The organism is Lentimicrobiaceae bacterium (assembly GCA_020636745.1).
Classification (GTDB): Bacteria; Bacteroidota; Bacteroidia; order Bacteroidales; family Lentimicrobiaceae; genus Lentimicrobium.
In genome coordinates, this window is record JACJXH010000007.1 from 228,460 (window position 1) to 249,843 (window position 21,384).

The 21,384-nt window shown below is 44.6% G+C and carries 14 protein-coding genes and 1 riboswitch; of the genes, 4 read left to right on the forward strand and 10 right to left on the reverse strand.

Annotation, left to right across the window (positions count from 1 at the left end):
• Positions 1-19 precede the first annotated feature (19 nt).
• Entirely contained in the window at positions 20-1,090 is a 1,071-nt protein-coding gene (locus tag H6541_11840) for a GTP-binding protein (protein MCB9016481.1), read from the reverse strand.
• A 218-nt stretch (positions 1,091-1,308) separates the two neighbouring features.
• Between H6541_11840 and H6541_11845 the strand changes: the two genes are divergently transcribed.
• Positions 1,309-1,752, forward strand: coding sequence for a DUF937 domain-containing protein (locus tag H6541_11845; protein ID MCB9016482.1), 444 nt, complete (start codon positions 1,309-1,311; stop codon positions 1,750-1,752).
• Positions 1,753-1,944: 192 nt separating this feature from the next.
• On the opposite strand, the gene H6541_11850 is transcribed toward H6541_11845, so the two are convergent.
• Both H6541_11850 and H6541_11855 read right to left on the reverse strand, forming a co-directional pair.
• Positions 1,945-3,816, reverse strand: a complete 1,872-nt coding sequence (locus H6541_11850) for an AAA family ATPase (protein MCB9016483.1) — start codon at positions 3,814-3,816, stop codon at positions 1,945-1,947.
• Between the two features lie 246 nt (positions 3,817-4,062).
• Entirely contained in the window at positions 4,063-7,140 is a 3,078-nt protein-coding gene (locus tag H6541_11855) for a DUF2723 domain-containing protein (protein MCB9016484.1), read from the reverse strand.
• Positions 7,141-7,393: 253 nt separating this feature from the next.
• On the opposite strand from H6541_11855, the gene gpmA reads away from it, so the two are divergent.
• Both gpmA and H6541_11865 read left to right on the forward strand, forming a co-directional pair.
• Complete coding sequence (gene gpmA / locus H6541_11860) at positions 7,394-8,140, forward strand: 2,3-diphosphoglycerate-dependent phosphoglycerate mutase (GenBank protein MCB9016485.1); 747 nt, start codon at positions 7,394-7,396, stop codon at positions 8,138-8,140.
• 8 nt (positions 8,141-8,148) lie between these two features.
• Entirely contained in the window at positions 8,149-8,868 is a 720-nt protein-coding gene (locus tag H6541_11865) for a serine/threonine protein phosphatase (GenBank protein MCB9016486.1), read from the forward strand.
• A gap of 51 nt (positions 8,869-8,919) precedes the next feature.
• Here H6541_11865 and H6541_11870 read toward each other — a convergent pair whose 3' ends face one another.
• The 6 genes from H6541_11870 to H6541_11895 form a co-directional block, all read right to left on the reverse strand.
• Positions 8,920-11,934 (reverse strand): AAA family ATPase, encoded by a 3,015-nt coding sequence (locus H6541_11870; protein ID MCB9016487.1) that lies wholly within the window; start codon positions 11,932-11,934, stop codon positions 8,920-8,922.
• Positions 11,935-11,975: 41 nt separating this feature from the next.
• Entirely contained in the window at positions 11,976-13,571 is a 1,596-nt protein-coding gene (locus H6541_11875) for a LamG domain-containing protein (protein MCB9016488.1), read from the reverse strand.
• A gap of 612 nt (positions 13,572-14,183) precedes the next feature.
• Positions 14,184-14,858, reverse strand: a complete 675-nt coding sequence (locus tag H6541_11880) for a DUF4919 domain-containing protein (protein ID MCB9016489.1) — start codon at positions 14,856-14,858, stop codon at positions 14,184-14,186.
• A 50-nt stretch (positions 14,859-14,908) separates the two neighbouring features.
• Positions 14,909-15,361, reverse strand: a complete 453-nt coding sequence (locus H6541_11885; protein MCB9016490.1) for a hypothetical protein — start codon at positions 15,359-15,361, stop codon at positions 14,909-14,911.
• A gap of 186 nt (positions 15,362-15,547) precedes the next feature.
• The gene (locus tag H6541_11890; protein ID MCB9016491.1) at positions 15,548-16,144 is read right to left on the reverse strand and encodes a 3'-5' exonuclease; all 597 of its coding nucleotides are present in this window, start codon (positions 16,142-16,144) and stop codon (positions 15,548-15,550) included.
• Between the two features lie 178 nt (positions 16,145-16,322).
• Entirely contained in the window at positions 16,323-17,393 is a 1,071-nt protein-coding gene (locus H6541_11895) for an alanine/ornithine racemase family PLP-dependent enzyme (protein MCB9016492.1), read from the reverse strand.
• A 591-nt stretch (positions 17,394-17,984) separates the two neighbouring features.
• On the opposite strand from H6541_11895, the gene H6541_11900 reads away from it, so the two are divergent.
• Positions 17,985-18,872 (forward strand): polyphosphate kinase 2 family protein, encoded by an 888-nt coding sequence (locus H6541_11900; GenBank protein MCB9016493.1) that lies wholly within the window; start codon positions 17,985-17,987, stop codon positions 18,870-18,872.
• Between the two features lie 67 nt (positions 18,873-18,939).
• Here the strand turns inward: H6541_11900 and H6541_11905 are convergent, their stop codons facing one another.
• A complete protein-coding gene (locus H6541_11905; GenBank protein MCB9016494.1) occupies positions 18,940-20,301 on the reverse strand; it encodes a TrpB-like pyridoxal phosphate-dependent enzyme in 1,362 nt (453 codons plus the stop codon).
• 846 nt (positions 20,302-21,147) lie between these two features.
• Positions 21,148-21,335: riboswitch (cobalamin riboswitch) on the forward strand.
• Positions 21,336-21,384: the final 49 nt, after the last annotated feature.

Below are 21,384 nucleotides of genomic sequence, written 5' to 3' on the forward strand. Positions count from 1 at the left end.
GGGGCAGAACTCCCGTTTGTCAGAAATTTCGCTGAAGAACGCTTACACTGTCCTGTAACTCTCCGCTTAGCAGCTTTATCAGGCTTTCTTCTAATTTGAGTTTCCCCAGGTTTTTGCCGATAAAAATTATTCTGCTGCTTCGTTCTTCGTTTGGTTGCCATACCTCGCCGGCCGAGATCATGATATGGTCGCGCACCGACTGGACTACCACTTTTTGCGCTACTTTCTCAAAACTGATAATTCCTTTGATGCGGTATATGCCTGCACCATAATATTCAATCAGATGGTCGAGCCAGAAGTTGAACTGGTGAGGGTCGAAGTTGCGTGTAAAGGTATAGCTGTGGGATTGTATATCGTGAGCCAGCGGTGTTTCCTGTTTGGCTACCATGGCAAATCCTGCGGGTTTCAACGTACCTGTGCTAAGCCGCAGCTTCCCGGCGTTTACCGAAAAGGATTCAATCTTTTGAGGGGCATAGGCATAAGTGTCCAGAATTTCTGTACCATCCAAACCGCCAAAACTGCTGTAACTGATTACGGCAAATGGATTGAATGAGCGAACGAGTGCTTCTGCTTCAGCCAGTTCTGCATCGTTCACCAAATCACATTTATTGATGATAATGGTGTCGGCATAGCTGATTTGTTTTGCCGCCATTTCTGTATCAGAGGCTATTACTTTAATGTTGCGTGCATCAACCAGGCATACAACGCTGTCAATACGATAGAACATTTCAATCTGTTCTGATGACATAAAAGCCTGCACTACCGTGGAGGGATCTGCTATGCCTGTAGTTTCAACTACCATGTGGGTGAGCTTGTGGCGAATGTTCAGTATGTCAAACAGCAACTCAGCAAGTTCACCATTAAGTGTGCAGCAAATGCACCCGTTTGACATTTCATAAATATTGTCGCTCTCAACCCCAACAATCAGGTCGTTGTCGATGGGGATTTCACCAAACTCATTTTCAATGACAGCAAATTTATGATCGGGGTGTTTTTTTATCAGTGAGTTAAGCAGGGTGGTTTTTCCGGCGCCTAAAAATCCGGTGAGTATGGTAACCGGTAAGCGGTCATCGTCAGTATAATCTTCCATCTGATTTTAATTTCGGGCAAAGTTAACAATTCGTATGCTTCCCGGGTGAAGGTTTTTAAAGCGAAAAAATCTTCATCCAATGAGTGTCATGCCTTAATGTCTGTTCGCAGTATCAAACAAATCAAACTGGCCGGTGTTTACTCAAATGGCCCGCGCAAGAAATAGGCCGAATATTAAGTGCCGGAAAATACATGTTTCATTTTTTAATCAATCAAATTATGTTAGACCAGATCCTGAAATTAGTAAAAGAAAACGCAGCGGAGGCCATTGTCAATAATCCTGCTGTTCCTAACGAAAAAAATGACCTGACTATTGAAACCGCTGCCGGTTCATTGCTCAATAGCTTGAAGGGAGTGGCTGGCGGCGGGCAACTTGACGCTGTTCTTGATATCTTTAAAAACAGTGGCGAAGCTTCTGCCAGCCCGGTGATGAGCAACCTTACCTCGGGAGTTGCCGGTGATTTAATGAAGAAAGTTGGGATTGATGAGGCTACTGCCGGTAATATTGTTAACCAGATATTGCCTGTGGTAATGAATCAGCTGAAAAGCAAGACCAATGATCCGAATGACAACAGCATCGATTTGCAGGGTATTATTGGTTCGCTCACCGGTAGCGATGGTGGCGATTTGTTCGGAAAAGTTAAAGGCCTGTTTGGAAGTTAATATTGTGCGAAATGGCTGAAAACTGATGGTCTGGTTTCAACTGGGAAGCTGATTGTTGTATCTGTCAGGGTGTCAGGCTGTTTTTATTATTGATTTTGAAAGTGCAGGTCATGCCTTTGCAACGCAGGCTGCAATGACTTGCTTTTGTATTTGAATTATGGTCAGATTAAACAAGCTGGCAGGAAACTCCGTCTACTTTTTCTTTTTTCTGACCAGTTTCTTTTTGGCCTCTTTGATTTTTTCAATGGATTGATTCAGATCACCGGCCAGCAGGTCGATTTTTGCCTGTAAGGGTGAATGGTCGGGTAAAACAACGGATTGTACCTGAAGTTTATTGAAAAAAGTCGTGATAGCTTCGGCTTGTCTGAGCTCTGACTTGAGGCTGGATTCCAGTTTTCGCATCTCTTTTCGCTGGCTGAGCAGCTCATTAGCCGGTTGATTTTTATCAGGGTGAGTGAACTCTGTCTCCAGCGATTGAATCACTGTGTTGGCTTGCTCGCACAAGGCTTGCACATTTCTGAAAAAGCGCTCAATAGCGTAAGTTGCCAGCCGAACAGATTTTAAACGAGGTTCGCTAGCCTGTTGGCCTATGGCAATCAGCATCATATCACTAGCTTTGATGTAATCATGGTTCATGTAAGCAGCCAGTGCACGTTTTAGATAATTGCTGGCTTTTCCGGCTTCCAGTTCTTTTACAATCAGCGTTTCAGGCGTGGCCTGCCCGGCAAATTCAAGCACTACAGGGTCGGTCATAACTGCCCGGGCGTTCATTGGAGATTTAAGCAAAATACCCTGAAAAGCAGTACACCGGCTTAATGCAACATACACCTGACCGGGAGCGAAGGCTTCACTCAAATCGGCAATAATTTTCTCGAAAGTCAGACCCTGGCTTTTGTGTACTGTTATGGCCCAGGCCAGTTTAAGCGGATACTGAACAAATGAACCTATGGCTTCTTCAATAACTTTCTTTCCAGCGCTGTCCCATGAGTAGCGGATGTTGGCCCATTCTTCCCGTTCAACAGTAATAATATCCCCTTCGGGTAATTCAACAAACAAGCCTTCTTCTGAAATTTCGATTACGTGGCCTATTTTGCCATTGTAAAAGCGTTTGTTTCTGTCGTTGCGCAGAAACATTACCTGAGCGCCTTCTTTTAATTTGAGTACTGCGTCGGCAGGATAACTGTTTTCGGGGAAAGTGCCTTCAACCAATGCTTCAAAACGGTGGAGGGGTTCGTCAATTTCGCGCAGTCGTTTTTCGTTGGTCTCCTCCACCATGCGATTATGGGTGGCCAGTATGATATAATCTTCTTCTTCCTCAGGTGTAAATCCATGCAGATACCGGCTGTTCAGCAGGCGTATATCATCGGGATGGAGATTGTTTACCCTGACCCGGTTAAGCAAATCAATAAATTCCTGATCGCGCTGCCGGTAGATTTTCTTTAACTCTATATAGACAGGTTTTTGCTCCTGAAGAACCCGTGAATTGAAAAAAAACGAACTTCTGTAAAACTGTCCAAGGATGTTCCAGTCATCGTGGTTAACAATAGGAGGGAGCTGAAAAGTATCGCCAATCAGCACAACCTGTACCCCTCCGAACGGGGTGAATTCGCGTTTGCGAAAGACCCTGAGCAGGCGATCAATTACATCAAGCAAATCGCAGCGCACCATCGAAATTTCATCAATCACCAGCAGTTCAAGCCCCCTGATGATGTCCAGCTTGTCGCGGTTATATCTGAAATGGTCAGCAATTACGCTTTTATCAGGGTCGTTTTCAGGTGCCCGTACCCGCAATCTTTTGTCGCCCGGCACATATACACTGGGCTTGATGTTGAAAAATGAATGAATGGTTTGTCCGCCTGCATTCACTGCTGCTACTCCGGTAGGAGCCAGTACCACCATGTTTTTATCACAGGTCGCCTTCAGGTATTTCAGAAACGTGGTTTTTCCTGTTCCTGCTTTCCCGGTAAGGTAAAGCAGTTTATTTGTATGTATTACAAACTCAGCGGCATACCGAAATTCAGCGTTGTCTTCGTCGAGGCGGATGTTGTCAATTACCAGTGACATGTATGGTGCTCAGATTAGGGCTTTGATTCAGCTAAATTAATAAATAAGCGCATGTAACAGCTTTTCGCGTGGCAATACCTGCATGAAGTTATTGTTTCCACGGCTCTTTAACCTTCGGGTGCTTAAAGCGGTGAAATAAAAACGGGCAAACCAAGCCTTTGATTGCGTTGGAGTGCCCGTTGGGTAAGATTACTTTACTTTATAAAATCGCTATAACGGTTTCTGTTGTTTTTCTATCAAGTGCACTTATTGTTTGCCGGTTTTTTGCATATAAATCTCATACTGTTTCTGTAATTCTGATTTGGCTTTTCCGGCAAGTTCACTGCTGGCATGCATCTCGGCTATATATCCAATTCTGTTAATGATGGCCAGCGATTGCTGCATTTCCATTTCCAGTCCGGCTATTTTACCTTTCGGGAATCTGAAATAATAGTTCAAATCCTGTGTGCTTAATTCGAGCAGCCTTGACAGGATAGCATTGCCTTTTTCAGCTGCACCGGCTTTAAGATAGGCTTCGGCAACCGGCAGAATAAAATAATCAAACCTTACCGATTGGTCGGGCGTGATTTCCACACAGCGATCGCACACCGCAATGGCTTCCTTATATTTGCCTTCCGATACCAGTTGCGTGGCCAGTCTGCCAAAGTTGTTGCGGAGGTTGGTAACCATACGCCGGTTGGTTTCATCAAGGTAAATGCCTGGTTTTTCCATGTTGCCAAAGCGGAAAGTTTCCATCAGTCTGTTATAGAGGATGGCTGAATTTACATATCCGATGGCGTTTTCGTCCACAGGTTTTTTAACCGGTACCAGACGATAAGCCATGCCTTCGAGTCTGAAATAGGGCGTAAGTCCCAGATAGGCACTTTCGCCGGTAGTGGTTGAAAAATAGACAGGCCGTTCCCAGTTGTTATGAGCCAGCAGGTCGAGTATCATCAGCGATCCCTTGGTTAGCATACTGCTGTTGATGGTCCATGAGAGTGAATCAACCATGTAAGGTACATCAGCCGCGGGTACAGTTCCGTTGCTCACAACTTTGGCTGAATCAACAGGGATAAAGAAATGGTTGGTCGGAAAATAATCAACCAGTCCAATGGAGCTGTTTACCTGAAGTGCTTTGGGCTGTGTATGTATGATGTCGAACAGGTCGCTCAGGTTAACCGGGCCATCCAGCCGTTTATCATTGGTCAGATACACCACATCGCGGGTTCCTGTTCTGTATTGGTCGTAGGTGAGGCTGAAGGGCAGGGGTTCCGAATTGTACAATTTGCGCTGCATTTGCCTGATATACCAGTCAGCATTCAGCAGGCTCAGGTTTACGACTCTTACATCGGTGCGGATGCCTTCAACGTCCTGTGCATACCACAAAGGAAAGGTGTCGTTGTCGCCCATGGTAAATAAAATGGCATTTGGGGCACATGACTCAAGGTAGTTGCGGGCAATTTCGCGGGCAGTGTAGCGGCCTGAACGATCGTGATCGTCCCATCCTTCCGAGGCCATTATGCCGGGTACGGCTGCCAGGCAGATGATTGTAATCAGAACAGCTGCCGGAATCCTGCTGATCCATCGGTTAGCCAGGCTTATCAATGCTGCAACGCCAATGCCTATCCATATGGCAAATGCATAAAATGAGGCGGCATAGGCATAGTCGCGTTCACGGGGCTGGTATGCATACTGGTTCAGATAAACCACAATGGCAATACCGGTCATGATAAAAAGCAGGGCTACTACCAGGGCATCTTTTGAGTTGCGGTTGCTGTGCCATAAAAGCCCTGCAAAGCCGAGCAGCAATGGCAGCAGGTAAAACTTGTTGCGTCCTTTGCTTTCCATGCTTTCAGGCAACTGGCTTTGTGGTCCCAGCCGCATGGAATCAAGAGCCTGAATGCCACTGATCCAGTTGCCGTCAAGGTCGTTGCCAAAGCCTTGTGTGTCGTTTTGTTTGCCTGCAAAATTCCACATAAAATAACGCACATACATAAACTGCAGCTGATAGCTGAAGAAAAACCTCAGGTTTTCGGTAAAGGTGGGTTTGTTGATGACCACCTGTTCGCCATCGCTGTTGGTTGTTGTAATGGGTGTTCCTTTAACTTTTCCCCATTTGATATAATTGGCAGCGTGTGATTTTTCGCTGCTGCTCCACATACGTGGAAAAATGGTGGAAAAGGCCGGGTCATAAACGGGCTCATTCCCTTTTTTCTCGTCAATAATGATGTATTTTCCTGACTTAATGTCTTTTATATACACGGGTTTGCCGTCTTTGCGGTCAACCACAGGAGCATTGTAATAGGGTCCGTGCAGCAATGGCCAGTCGCCGTATTGTTCACGGTTAAGGTAACTGAGCAGGTTGATGGCATTGTCAGGCTGATTCTCATTGATGGGGGTGTTGGCATTGGAGCGCACTATCAGCATAAAGAAACTCGAATATCCGATAAGGATAAAAGTAAAGGCCAATATAGCAGTATTCCACAACACTTTTTTCTTTTTGCGGGTATAGGATAACCCCCAGATAATGGCAGAGCCCAAAACCAAAAAATAGAGCAAGGTGCCTGTGTTAAATGGTAGTCCGATGATGTTGACGGAAAACAGCTCGAAAAGCCCGGCAAGTTTTACCACCCAGGGGATAATCAGGTTCATGATAAGCCCCAGCAGCACTATTGAGGCAAGAAGTGCAATCACCATGCCTTTGGCTGAAGGCTTGTACTTTTTAAAGTAAAAGATGAGTGTAATGGCTGGAATGGCCAGTAAATTGAGCAGGTGAACCCCAATGCTTAGGCCTATCATAAAGGCAATCAATACTATCCATCGGATGGAATGTGGCTCTTCGGCAGCGTCTTCCCATTTGAGCATAGCCCAGAAAACAAATGCAGTGAAGAATGACGACATGGCATAAACCTCTCCTTCAACTGCCGAAAACCAGAATGAATCGCTGAAAGTGTAGGCCAGAGAGCCCACAAGACCGGCGCCGATAATGGTGATGATGTCGCCTTTTTCTGCTGTGTTTTCCTTCAAAACCAGCTTCCGTGTAAGGTGGGTGATGGTCCAGAATAAAAACAAAATGGTGAATCCGCTGCTGATGGCCGACATGGCATTGACCATAAAGGCCACTTTAGATGTATCGCCAAAAGCAAAAAGAGAAAAAAAACGGCCAATCATTTGAAATAGTGGTGCTCCCGGTGGGTGACCAACCTGCAGTTTAAAGGCTGTGGCAATGTATTCGCCGCAATCCCAGAAACTGGCCGTGGGCTCGGCAGTGAGCAGATAAACTGTGCTCGCTATGGCAAAAACTATCCAGCCTGCCATGTTGTTGATGCGCCTGTAAAGATTCATAGCGTGTTATTTTTATGCTTTTCCCGTAAACCGGTTGAAGATGCGAAGGTAATATTTTTTGGCCTTGGCTTTTTGAGCAAACTTACACTGTGCTAAAAATGATAATCTGCTGATGAAAACACTGGTAATCTGCCCCATTATATTGAGTAATTTGCCTGAGCCTCCCATCTCATATTTGAGATCTCTGATAACAATTTCGTATCTTTGCAAAAGCAAATCAAAGCATCATTATTACATTAATTATCTTCATTTTATGAAAAAACTCGTTTTATTGCGTCATGGCGAAAGTGAATGGAATAAGGAAAACCGTTTTACCGGTTGGACTGATGTTGACCTTTCGGAAAAAGGTGTAAAAGAAGCTGCTGAAGCAGGTAAGGTATTGAAGGAAAACGGATTCAATTTTGATATGGCGTATACTTCTTTCCTGAAACGGGCTATCAAAACGCTGAACCTGGCTCTGGAATCAATGGATCAACTGTGGATTCCTGTGAAGAAAAGCTGGAGACTCAACGAAAAACACTACGGAAACCTGCAGGGCCTCAACAAGGCTGAAACAGCTGCAAAATACGGTGATGAACAAGTGCATATCTGGCGCCGCAGCTATGATATTCCACCCGCACCACTGGCCGGAAACGACGAACGTAACCCTCGCCTGGATGCCCGCTACAAAAGCGAAAATCCTGAATTGATTCCATTGACTGAATCGCTGAAAGATACTGTTGACCGCATGATTCCTTACTGGGAAGGCGAAATTCGCGAGTCGCTGAAAAATAACAGTCAGATTTTGGTGGCTGCTCATGGCAACAGCCTCAGGGCTGTGATCAAATACCTGAAAAATATCAGCGATCAGGATATTGTTAACCTCAATCTGCCCACTGGTATTCCTTATGTTTTTGAATTTGATGATGAGTTGAACCTCCAGAAAGATTACTTCCTGGGCGATCCTGAAGAGATTAAAAAACTGATGGATGCTGTGGCTAATCAAGGGAAAGCCAAATAGCTGAGCTGATGCCTAAACAGTGGGTTGTCCCTGATATTCATGGCTGTAGCCGGAGTCTGCGTGCTTTGGTCGAATCGCATATTGTGCCCGCAAAAGACGATCATTTGTATTTTCTGGGCGATTTTGTTGATCGTGGCCCTGACTCAAAAGGCGTGCTTGATTATGTGATGGGGCTTCAGCAACAAGGATACACTGTTTTTCCCCTGAAAGGGAACCACGAAGAGTTTTTTGTGAAATCGTTCGATGAAGAAAAGGAGCTGAAGAGTTTTCTTTTCTTTAAACAAAGAAACAAATCCAAACTGCAGTGGCTGAAGCACGGAGGTTTGGAAGCCATGCAAAGCTTCCATACCGAAAACCTGCTTGATATTCCTGAACATTACATTGAATGGATGCGCAATCTTCCCTTGTATCATGAGCTGGATAAGTTTGTGCTGGTTCATGCCGGATTAAATTTTGATATCCCCAATCCTTTTGAGGATACTCACACCATGCTGTGGGTGCGCGAATTTAAAGTCAGATCCTATAAGATTGGTTATCGCAGGCTTATTCATGGTCATGTTCCGGTTAGCCTCGATTTTATTGATCTTACCATAAAATCTTCCAGCTATCCGTTTATCGATTTGGATAATGGATGTTATATGGCCAACCGGAATGGTTTTGGTAATCTTGTGGCACTCGAACTGGGTACCATGGAGCTCAAGGTTCAACCTAATATTGATATGGATTAGGCTGTTGCCTGAAAACAAAAAGGGCTTTCTGTTGAAGAAAGCCCTTTTTGTTTAAAAACCCAGTGGTTTTCTTGAGCCCTCTCCTGAAGACTTTGAAAAAATGGAAGTCAGCATTTTTTCAGCATTTTCAACGTCTGAAACCGTAAAGGTTACCATGTCGGTTTTTGGTAAGTCTGACATGTTGGCTATGCGGTTTGAATGCGCTTTTACCAGTTTTTCGTAAAAGTTTCTTACCATTCTTCCGTTACCAAAGCTCGCTGTTTTGTCATGATAAAGCCTGTTGATTAAATGGTTGACCAGCTGCAGTGCCTCAGGCTCAATTTCAAATCTTTTGCGCATAACCATCCGTTTGAAGATATCGAGCAGCTCATCAGGAGTGTAATCATTGAAAAAGAAATAATTGCTGAAACGCGATTCGAGCCCATGGTTCGAGCGAATAAAGTCTTGCATTTCCTGAGTATAACCGGCCACAATTACTGCAAATTTATCGCGCTCATCGTCCATTCTTTTAAGCAAAGCCTGAACCGCTTCACTGCCAAAATCGTTGCTCCCTTTGGCGGAAGTAAGGGCATAGGCTTCATCAATAAACAATACGCCATACATGGCTGAGTCAATTACCTGATTGGTTTTGGGCGCTGTTTGTCCTACAAATTCAGCTACCAAATCGGCTCTGCTTACTTCTACCGAATGGCCTTTGGGCAAAAGGCCCAGGGCTTTGTAAATACGGCCCAGCAATCTTGCTACGGTGGTTTTTCCGGTTCCCGGAGGGCCGAAAAATACACTGTGAAGCGTTATCGGGTCCGCTTCATACCCGTTTTGTATAAGCTTTTGCTGCGTTTTAATGTAGTTGACCAGCGATATTACATTTTCCTTTATCTCTTTCAGGCCAACCATCTTGTTGAGCTCGGCCATTATTTCTTCAACTGTTTCAACATCTTTGTCTTCAAACTCATCCTGAACCGAAGCTTTGATATCGTCAACGGTGATGGTGAGCAGCTCTTCGTCAGAAAGCCGGTCTACATCCTGCAATCCCAGTCTGGCCGACTGGTAACGGACTGCCTCTTCAAACAGGTTGCGGGCAGTACGGGCATTGCCGAATTGCTTGTCTTTCGACTGATAAAGAAAGTCGAAATACCGTCTGACTTTTGCTTCGGCCTCATCGGTAATCAGAAACTTATTTTCGTTGCACATGGCCTCAAAAATAACGGTGAGCTGTGCTGCAGAGTAATCTTTAAAGTAAAAATAGCGTGTAAAACGATGCTGAAGTCCGGGGTTAGAGTTGATAAAGCGTTTCATTTCATCGGTATACCCGGCCACAATCACAATCAGGTTGTGTTTGTGGTCTTCCATTCGTTTTACCAGAATATTGACGGCCTCTTCGCCAAAATCGCCTTTTGATCCGGAAGGAACAAGGCTGTAAGCTTCATCAATAAACAAAATACCATCTAAAGCCGAATCAATAACTTTATTGGTTTTGATGCCTGTTTGTCCTACAAATTCGGCAACCAGCGCGGTGCGGTCAACTTCAACAACATGACCTTTTTTCAATATTCCGAGGGTTTTAAAAAAGCGTCCCATGAGCCGGGCCATGGTGGTTTTTCCGGTTCCCGGAGGCCCTGCAAATACGGTGTGCAAAGTGGTGTTGCCCAGGGCTATACCTCTTTCTTTCCGTTTTTTCTCCACTTTAATGTATTTGATGAGCGCATCCAAATCGCTCTTTATCTCTTCCAGTCCTGTAAGTTTGTTCAACTCCTTCATCAGGCTTTCTATGGTGTCAGGACTTTCAACGGGCGTTGGCTCGCCGGGCTCGTAGCGGCCGATATGACTTTCGGCCTGCGACTTTTCGGCTTCAGCCAGATTGCTTTTCAGTATTTCATTCTCCGGGTCAAGTAACAGTCCTTTTTTATAATAGGCAATGGCTGTTTCAAATTTGTCTTTTTCGGCGTAGGCAAATCCGATATTGTTGTAGGTTATCGCATTTTCAATGCCTTCTGTTACTTCGGGCTTCGCTTTTTCAACAGCCTGTATTATTTCATCTACATCTGTTTCGCAGTCAATAACCTGGCAAATAAGATTGCTCAGGATAACCGGGTCTGTTTCGCAGTATTCAAAAGCCTTGCGAAAGTTATCAAGGGCCTCATTTTTATTGCCTGCCAGGTCGAGTGTTACGCCCAGTGAGTTGTAAGCAGAATAATATTCAGGCTCCAGTTTGATGGCTTTTTTGAAACAATCGATGGCTTGCGCATATTCGCTGTCTTCGGAATGCTTTTTGCCTTTTTCAAAAAGCGTGACCGCTGCCGGGTTTTTTGAAGGTTCAGGCAACGGTGTATTTATCAGGTCGCGGGCTGTAGCACCTGATGATTCAGTGGTTTTGGCGTTGGGGAATTTTGTAAATACATATACCCACATTTCGTCGGCATAGAACATTTCGCTGATGCTGAAACCGGCTTTTGCTTTTTCCTGAATGAGTGCTTTGTCAAATTTTCCCCTGGTGGCCCAGCTTTGGGTGACAAAACCGGTGTTGTCTGACATAATGAGCGCCCATTTGCCATCGCCGTAAGCCAAAGAGGTAATGTCTCTGCCGCGGTTCCATCCTGCAGTAATGAGGTCTTCGGGAAACGAGGAGAGCGTTTCAAAATACTGGGTTTGTGTTTTGGTGCCTTTCGACATCACAACGGCCCATCGGTCAACACCATATGAAAGGCTCGTAACAGCATATCCATCCTTGTATCCCTGCTGTATCTCTTTTTCAGGAAACTGGCTGCTGGTGCGCCAAATCTGATCAGTAAACCCTGATTGTTTGGCTTGTATAACAACCCACCGGTCATTAACATACGAAAGGAAAATAATGTCAAAGCCTTCGTCCCAGCCTTCCTTGATTTCATCGGCCGGAAATACGGCATTGGTAGCCCATCGCTGAAGTCCATAGCTTGTTTGGGCTGAAGTGAGCAGTATCCATTTGCCTTCGCCGAAGGCAATGCCCTGTATTTGTTCGTTGTTTTCCCAGGCAGCATTGATTTCTTTGTCAGGATAATTACTGCAGGTATGATAAGTTTCAGATTGCATAAAGATTGGTTTTACTGATAAACTGATATGAAATCAGGTTTTTAATAACGCCGGCGCCGGCCAAGCAAGGCAAACAAGGCAAAAAGGATGAGCAGGAGCCCGATCATGACAAACAACAATCCGGCTATCAGATAAAAGGCGACTATCATCGCCATTATATTCATTACCATGAGCAATCCCATTCTTAATAGCCCCCAAAACGGGCCTGCAATGGTAAGGCTTTCAAGAAAAAGAGCAAGCAGGAGCATGATGATGACGATGGAGCACCCCCATAGTGCCCAGTGTATCGGAAGGCTAAAACCTTTTGGAATCATACTTGCGCCTTCATTGAAAAACCATTCCAGCTCGCGGCTGTCCCAAAGAGAGCCTGCTATGAGCATAAACCCGAAAACAAGCCCCGGCGAGATTATCCACCACTTGGGGCGCTCTACAGGAAAATACCTGTCAAAAATACTGGTTCGTCTGATTGCAGGTGTGCCGCCACTTTTTGAGGCATATGCTTCACGCGGATCTGTGTGACCTTTCATCTGAAACCAGGCATTCAACTCGTCCCTTTTTCTGATAATGATGATAAGTATAAAGGTAAAAACAGCAATAATCAGCCAATTGCTGAACCGGTTGAAGCGAAAGATGTTGCCAATCAGGTTGTTGAGCCGGAGCATGGTTTTTAAACCTCCGGTTTTATAGCAGGCAGATTCAAGCTGATGACCGCTGATAAAGCCCGTGAGATTTTGCTGGTTTTTTACTTCAAACCACTCGTTTCTCATTGAATTTAAAACGTTTACTGTGTCACCCTCTTTGAATACATGCAGGGTATTGGGGCTGTTTACGCTGTCGCGGATGAGTATTTCATCGTAACCAACAATGAATATGTCGCCGGGCTGAACCTTGCACGTGCGTCGTTCTTCAAGCCGTTTCCGGTATTCGCTGCGGTCGTCAATGGTGTAAGCCTCTGTATTTTTATCGATTGGTTTCCCGTATATTTTTTCAATTTCGGCCAGGCTTAATACGGTGTCAAATATCTGCAAGTCGTCCATGGCGCCATTGATTGAGCCTATCTCCAGGTTAGCTTCGCTCTTTTGCATGCGTGCTCTGCCAGCGAAAACCTCATTGTTCACGATTAATCTGGCCTGTTGATTCGGGTGATCATAGACGATGGCTATAAAAGTCCATTGATCTTTTAGGACTGCAGGGCCTTCAATTACGCCATCTTTTCCGGCTGAAGCTGCCCAGCGCTGTGTTCCGTTGCTGTATGTGGTTGAAATGCCCCTGGCTTTATCGTTGCCGCTGCGCAGAGGCGATGCTTTCTGGTAGGTTTCATTTGCCTTAATCCAGAAACAAATGCTGATTTGAGGTAGTTTTTCGGGCGAAATCTGAACGGGAAGGGTGATGTAGCCCCTGATGGCATAGCCTGCCTCTGTAAACTGAGTAGCTTGCCCTGCCTGGCCAAACCGATCGGTGGCTGGCTTTATTCCGTTTGGCTTGCCTCTGAGTGCCGATTGGCTGATTTCTTTGGCATTGCCATTGAGCTTATACCCGGCAACCAGATGTTGCTCCGGATTTTGTCCGTAAGCGAAGCAACCTGCCAACCAGGTCATTAACCAGATACTCAGAAGGGTTATTGGGTTGATTTTCATATTGATATTTAAAACCGCGGTGCTTGCATTTGTTTGAAAGCCTTGTTTTTCATTCGTGATTTTTTCCGGGTATATGGCTACCAGGTTATTTTTTTGGTGAGTTGCTTTTTGTTTTTCAGGTTTTCAATGGTTGATACTGCTTTTCATTTGCAAAAATCATGCTGAAACAGCCTGGGTTTGTGGTATAATTACAAGGCGTAAATGATGACTATATGGGCAACATAGATACTTTTTGATATATGTTACGCTCAAATTTCGGGAATTTTCCTGAACTGGCAAAATATCTGCCGGCCGAAAGTATATAGGGATAATACGGTGAGGGCAGGCAGATGTTGGGAGGGTAATGAAGTGTGTAATCTGGTTAATCGGGGCTTGTGTCTGATAATTAGCTTTTTAGGAGAGTGGGCTTCGGGCAGCTGAGGTGGGAATGATGCAGCAGGAATCCTGCGCATTGTGGTTTTTTGGCGAAAGTATTGCCGGACTGTAAGCCGGATTGTTTAACTGGCCTGGTATACAGGTTTTGCATGGCTGGCCTGCCACAGGTTTTTATCTGTGATTACAAGGCCGTGTTTTGTATGGGCGCATACACAGCTAATATAGGCAGTTGTGTACTTATTTGCGGGAGGTTGTTGGTGAGGCTGTTTTGAAAAACATACCTTCAATGCCAAAATCGTTGGACTCCACTTTGATGAACTCACATGTGCCTTTTTTTATGCTTTGCCCGCCCTTGTAGCCAAAGCCCAGTGCGCGCAGCATGTCATAGGCATGAGTGGGCGAAATAACGTAAAAGGCAGTATTTTCAGTGAGTCCGTCGCCCGACGAAAAGATGGTTTCGGCAATCCGGCCCAGTTGAAACTCCAGTTTGGTGGCAAGTTCGTTTTTACCTTGCATGCGGTAAGCGAATATCAGAGGGTCAAGATAACGCATTTCAAAAGGATTTTTTTCGAGAATGGCATGAGCCAGCCTGATAATTTCGCTGTATTCTATGTTGGTTTTCTGGTCTTTCTGCATAAAAAACATCAGGCTGTCGGCCAGTGGTTGCGAAACGCTTGGGTTGTATTCAGTCTGAAGCGGAAAGCCATAATATAGTAAGTGATATTCTTTGGGGCTCAGGGTGGTGTCATGGGCTTTGTAGCGCTCCATCAGAGTTTGATAAGAGGTGGAGGCACCCTTTTTTTCAATGCTTTTGCTGATTTTTTTATAATCCGGGGCGGCGAATTGGGTTTTCTGGGCGTATGAGCCAAGGGTGCAGGCTACAAGCAGCACTCCAGTTATATATCTGAGCATATTTTCCGATGGGTTTCTTATAAACGGGAAAGGTAAGCATTTAACCCGGGTTATGACCAGGATTCGTTTTCAATAAAATCAATTTCAGCGTCGGTAAGGCTTATCCAGGTGTAAATAACCGAGTCAATGATGTCGGCATCGGGCTCGCTTTCATCCTTGAAATTGGGCAGCCCCCTGGTTAATTCTATGATTCTCTGCTCGCTGATGGCTAAAAGGTTTTCCTGTGGATTTTGCTGATTCAGCAAAAGGGCAATCGAACCGTAATTGTTCCAGTTGAGTGGCACCATGGAAGCCAGCGCAAGTTCAACCTGCTGCATAATTACACGAAACTCCGTCTTATCTGCTTCAATGCCTGCTTTCAACAATGCATTCTTCAACATGGTGACATTTAAAGGTATGTCAGGGTAACTTGATGGAAACAGATAGGCGTTTTCCGTCAGGATTGAAGCGGCAATGGAGTTTATATGAGCAAAGTCAGGCAACATGAGAGATTCGATAATCAACCTGCAAAGGTAGTGAAATATGTAAATTGATCCAATTGGTTTTTTATAAGAGATTCATAAAAATCTGATTCTGATGTTTTTTTTTTCTTCAAACACCGGATTTGAAGATGTAAAGTGATGATTTTAAATTGTGCAAACAGGCAGGGGTGATGCTTTCGGCCTGCTTGCTTTTTTTTGCTTGCGCTGTTACAACTCTGTGACCTTAAACCGGGCTGCCATCTGAAAAAATTTCTGCAGGCACAGCATGGTCAGTTGTGAGTCTTCCAGCGCATTATGCGTTGTGCCTTCGCGTTCAAAGCCAAACCAGGCCGAGATGGATTTCAAACTGAGCGAACGGGGTACACTTTTTCCATTGGCCTCCAGAATTTTGAATGTATAATAAGCAATGGTGTGCAGGTCGATAAGCTTGTTGCTGAATGGCCAGTCGAGGTTTTCACCACTGTAGGCAAACTTGAGGAAGTTTACATCAAAAATGACGCTCTGACCGCAAATAACGAGGTCGCGCAAATCGCCGCTCTGCCTCTTCAGCATTTTGCGAATCCATTTTTCAAAATCTTCAAGTACTTCGTAAATCATGGGCGCTTCCTGAAGTTCATCGAGTGAAAGGCCGTGTACTTTTTCAGCTGAAGCCGTAAAAGCTTCCTGATTTTCAGGATAAACATTGCTGAGAAAGGTGCCCAGCTCGGCCCAGTTATCGTTGAGCAGAACAGCTCCAATCTGGATAATTTCGTGATAGCCCGGCTCGGGGCCGCTCATTTCAAGGTCAACAACCAAATATGGCATAAGTGGTAAGGTTGGGTTTATAGTTTTCTGAAAAGTACAAAGATAATCCGCTTTTTAATTATGCGGTATGCTGAAGTAAGGTTTATAGGGATGGCATAAAGGCTGCCGGCACAGCTGGCATGTTTTTTTTTGACATGTGATGCCTGAAAAGCAGGAACAGCCTGGAGGTTTTCTGTAATCAGGATAGCCTTTTTTCGATATAGCGGGAGTTCATAATGCGGAGCGTACCCATGTAATCGAGCTGAAATTCAACCAAGTCGCCCGTCTTGTATTTTTGCTCATTTTTGCCCAAATCAATGACAATCATATCGGAACTGGAGCCCACAAACTCAATTTCTTTGTCTACCGGTTTCAGGTGTTCACTTTCCACGTCGAGCAGGCCGAGGTCAAGAATGGCCCTGAACGAAGTTTTGCCAACCTCGTCGTTGCTGAAATCAAATGAATGTCCTTCGACATTGGTGCCCATCTCGCCCATGGGGACAGTCGGTTTTTCAATCAGTTCAATAATTTCGGCAAAAAGCCTGAATACATCATTGTGCATTTCGGGGATGGTTGTATCGTGGTAAACATCAGTTCCCAGGAAAAGGGTTTCGCCTACCCTGAAATGATTAACCCCTTTGGGTAGCAGTTTCTCAAATATCAGGGGGATAGAAACTGACGAACCGCCTGAAACATAAGGTATTTTTTTGTTAAATCTTGCTTCAATCAATTGTTTGTAGAGGCTGAGCTGTATGAGCTTGTCGTGGTTGGGCAGTATTCCGTAAAGGCAGTTGAGATTGGTGCCAATGCCCACAATTTCGATATTGGGTAAAGTAAAAACCTGTTCATAAAATTCAATCAAATCTTCGCGCATAACGCCTTCGCGTAGCTCGCCCATCTCAATCATAATCACTACTTTATGAATCTTCTGCTGCTTAACGGCCTCCGCCGAAATCAGCTTCATGGTTTTAAGTCCTGTGTTGAAACTGATATCTGCATATTTAACCAGTTCGGGTATCGACCTGGCTGGAGGTGGCTTTATGTAAATAGTTTCTATTTCTTCCGACATTTTTTTGATGGCCCGCAGGTTAGTAATGCGCGAATCGCATAGTTGCTTGACGCCTAGGTTGATTAATTCCTGCAGAAAGAGGCGGTTGCCGCATAGCATCTTTGAAACTGCTGCCCACATTATCCCTTCATGACTGAACAGCTTGTTAAGATAGTTAAAATTGTCTTTAAGTTTTGCTCTGTCGAGCGTAATATATGCCATAGTATTTAAGGTTTTATTGACAGTTAGTGCAAAAAAATCACTGCCAAAGGGTCAAGTATTGTCTGAAATGCTGATTCAGCAATCAACGCTGTACTTCTTCCGAAAAGCCTGATTTTTTTTCATGAATACTGTATAATGGTCATTCGTGTTGAAACCGGGGAGTGAGGTGTTTTTATTTTCCCGTTGATTTGTGGTTTCTGAATGAGGTTTCAGTTTTGGAACCGAAACAGGATTATTTGACTATTCGGTTTGCAAGGTAAGCATTTTTGTGCTACAGGCCAAATAAAAATAGTATCTATGTGATTGTCAATCATTTATTTTTGCTAATTTGTATGGCGTCCTATGTGTGATTATTTTTCTTTATCTTTAAAGATGTCATGAGATGAAAAGCAATGCACTGGTGTTTGTTTTAACAACTGGTGTGTCAGGGTTCTTTTTATGTCTGTGGTTTATTCCGGTTTTGGTTTAAGTGTAATTTTTTGGCTACTGGCTGCCTGAATTCGAAACTGGGGTGAGCCGTATCATTGGATTGTTTTTCATCTGTTTTTGCTAAAAATAAAGTATATTTAAAAGCTTTTTAAACCCTGTTTTATGAGAAATTTATTGAAAGTGCCTGAAGTCATTGCTACACCCGGCAAGAAAGTGAGGGTTTCTGATTATGACCCTTCATATAAAGGCGTGTTGAATGGAAAGGACGATGGTGTAAAAATGTTGCAGGAGAATGTGGAGGAACTTATTGAACTGCAGTCCAGGCTTTACGCCGATAACCGCTATGCAGTGCTGTTAATCTTTCAGGCAATGGATGCTGCTGGCAAAGATGGTACAATCAAGCATGTAATGTCGGGCCTGAATCCACAGGGTTGTGAAGTGTACAGTTTTAAGGCGCCTTCAGCCAACGAGCTGGACCATGATTATATGTGGCGAACCAGTAAATGCCTGCCGCAGCGCGGGCGGTTCGGTATTTTTAACCGTTCGTATTACGAAGAAGTGCTGGTGGTAAAAGTACACCCGGCCTTTTTGATGGCGCAAAACCTTCCCGGTATCAAATCGCCCGGTGATGTAGATGACCATTTCTGGGAAAAGCGTTACCGGCAAATCAATGACCTGGAAAGACATCTGGTGGAAAATGGAACCATCGTTCTTAAATTCTTTCTCAACGTGTCGAAAGAAGAACAGAAGAAACGTTTTCTGGAGCGCATTGACGACCCGTCGAAAAACTGGAAGTTTTCGGCCAGCGATGCCAAAGAACGCGGTTACTGGGATGATTATATGAGTGCTTACAGCGATATGCTTACAGCTACTTCCACCGAATATGCACCCTGGTATGTGATTCCTGCTGACCGCAAATGGTATATGCGTTATGCGGTAAGCAATATCATTATCCATCGCCTCAAAGAGCTCAACCTTGATTATCCGCAACTGCCTGATGCCGAAAAAGCAAAACTTGACGAAATCAGGCAGATGCTGATGAATGAATAATCAGGGGTAAATAATCTCCGGCCCCGTCATACAGTTTGCTGATAACAGAGGCCGGAGTGTTGTGTATTCAGGGCTGCAGCATTTCAAGACTGTCAATCGATGCTCTGATGCTGCTGTCGGATACCTGTGACTCGCCATTGAGTTTTCCTGACATAAACATTTCATAGGCTGCCATGTCGAAATATCCGTGGCCGCACAGGTTAAAGAGAATGGTTTTGGAGATGCCTTCTTCGCGGCAACGGTTGGCCTCGTCAATCACCGTTGCAATGGCATGGGTTGCCTCAGGTGCAGGAATAATGCCTTCGGTTTTGATAAACTGCATGCCAGCTTCAAAGCAACGTTGCTGGTTTTGCGAAACAGCTTCAATCAACCCGTCTTTAAGTAGCTGACTTACAATAACTCCTGCTCCATGGTATCTGAGTCCTCCGGCATGAATGGGCGATGGCATAAAATCATGCCCCAGGGTAAACATGGGCAGCAACGGGGTCATGCCCATGGTGTCGCCAAAGTCATACCTGAATTCACCGCGTGTAAGTTTTGGACATGATTCGGGTTCTACCGCGATGCATCTGATTTTTTGATTTTCGGTCAGATTTAACTTCAAAAAGGGGAAAGCAATTCCGGCAAAGTTACTGCCTCCGCCAAAAGGGGCAACAATGATATCGGGCATTTGTCCTGCTTTTTCCATCTGAACCATAGCCTCCTGTCCGATGATGGTCTGATGCAGCAATACGTGGTTCAGCACCGAGCCCAGGGCGTAGTGTGCAGTCGGGTCGGATACTGCACGTTCGATGGCTTCAGAAATAGCAATCCCCAGGCTTCCTGAAGAATCGGGATGGGCACTGAGAATGCCCCGGCCGGCCTCTGTTAAGTTGGATGGCGATGCATATACGCTGCCTCCAAATGTATTCATCATAATTTTGCGATATGGCTTTTGGTCGTAACTAACTTTTACCATAAACACTTCGCATTCCATATCAAACATCTGGCAGGCATACGAAAGGGCCGTTCCCCATTGTCCCGCTCCGGTTTCGGTTGTTATCTTTTTTATTCCTTCAATTTTATTGTAAAAAGCCTGGGCAACCGCGGTGTTGGGCTTGTGCGAGCCTGCAGGACTTACGCCTTCGTATTTGTAATAAATACGGGCAGGAGTATTCAGTGCTTTTTCAAGATTTACAGCCCTGAAGAGTGGGGTGGGCCTCCATTGGGCATATATTTTTCTGACTTCTTCCGGAATTTCAATCAGGCGCTCCGTCGATACTTCCTGTTGTATCAGTTCCCGCGCAAAAAGCGGCTCCAGCAAATCGGGAGTGATAGGTTGTCGTGTGCCGGGATGCAATGGCGGAAGTGGTTTGTTGGGCATGTCAGCCACAATATTGTAATAAAAGCGGGGTATTTCCTGTTCAGTGAGGTTAAATTTACGTTGCATTTTGATGAGTGTTTTAAAGTATAAATAAGGTTAGAATCTTGTTCGTATTCCGGTGGGCTGACATCAGGTGTCAGATTTAGTATGACTGGCGCTTTGCGCTTGGCAAACAATAAGACAGGTTTGACTTTTTTCGCATAAAACCTATTGAAATTGGCTGTATGGCAATAAAAAATCGGAAAAATGAAGCTTATTGGTTAAACAAAGCGTCCATAACGGAATCGGTTATCCGGAAACGGATAGGAGCAGACTGCTCCCGGCTGGGGTGTATATTTATTTAGGAGGCCTGGTTGGGCCACCACCATGACCATGATGTGAAAAAGGAGGAAGTAAATACAGCAACGGCTGACTTCATGGTGGTTATTTAATTGGCCACAAATTTACGAAAAAACAATTACTTTTCAGATGACCTCCTTTTTTTGCAGTCAATTTTTTGATGGTTTCAATGCTGTAACTGTTTTATCTCCTTTTTTCGTAAAATATCCTGTTTTGTTGGGGACGCAGTATATACTCCGGGTCAGGTACGGTTAAGGGCTATGTTAAGTCTGTAGTTAAACCAATGTTTAACCAATTATAATTGGTTAAACATTGGTTTAACCCCGTAGTTTGATCGGAGTTGATATGTGCTTAAAGCGCTGTCAGGCAAGCGCTTTTTTCATTGGAATGTTGGGCTTTAGGTATTTGATCATGCTATAAAGCAGTATATATGAGTTATCTGAAAGTGAATAAACAGGCCAATGGGAAAACAAAACTTTTTAAAGGGTGTGATTTAATATATTATGAATCAACAGGATGTAAATTCAAATAAAAACTTAACATGAAAAATTTGCTTTGCTTCAATGAATCTGTCTAATTTTGCAGCGCAATGGTTCCGGAAACGGATAATAGGGAATGTCGTGAAATTCGGCTACAGTTCCCGCTGCTGTGAGCTCTTTAAAGGTTTCAACTGAGTGCCACTGTTCATCTCCAAACGGACGGGAAGGCGTTGAAAACAAACGGAGTAAGTCAGAAGACCTGCCTTTGCCTTGTGGATTTTGTAGTTTACGGAGAATGAACTGCTGATCGGAAAGCCTGGCCCTGTTTACC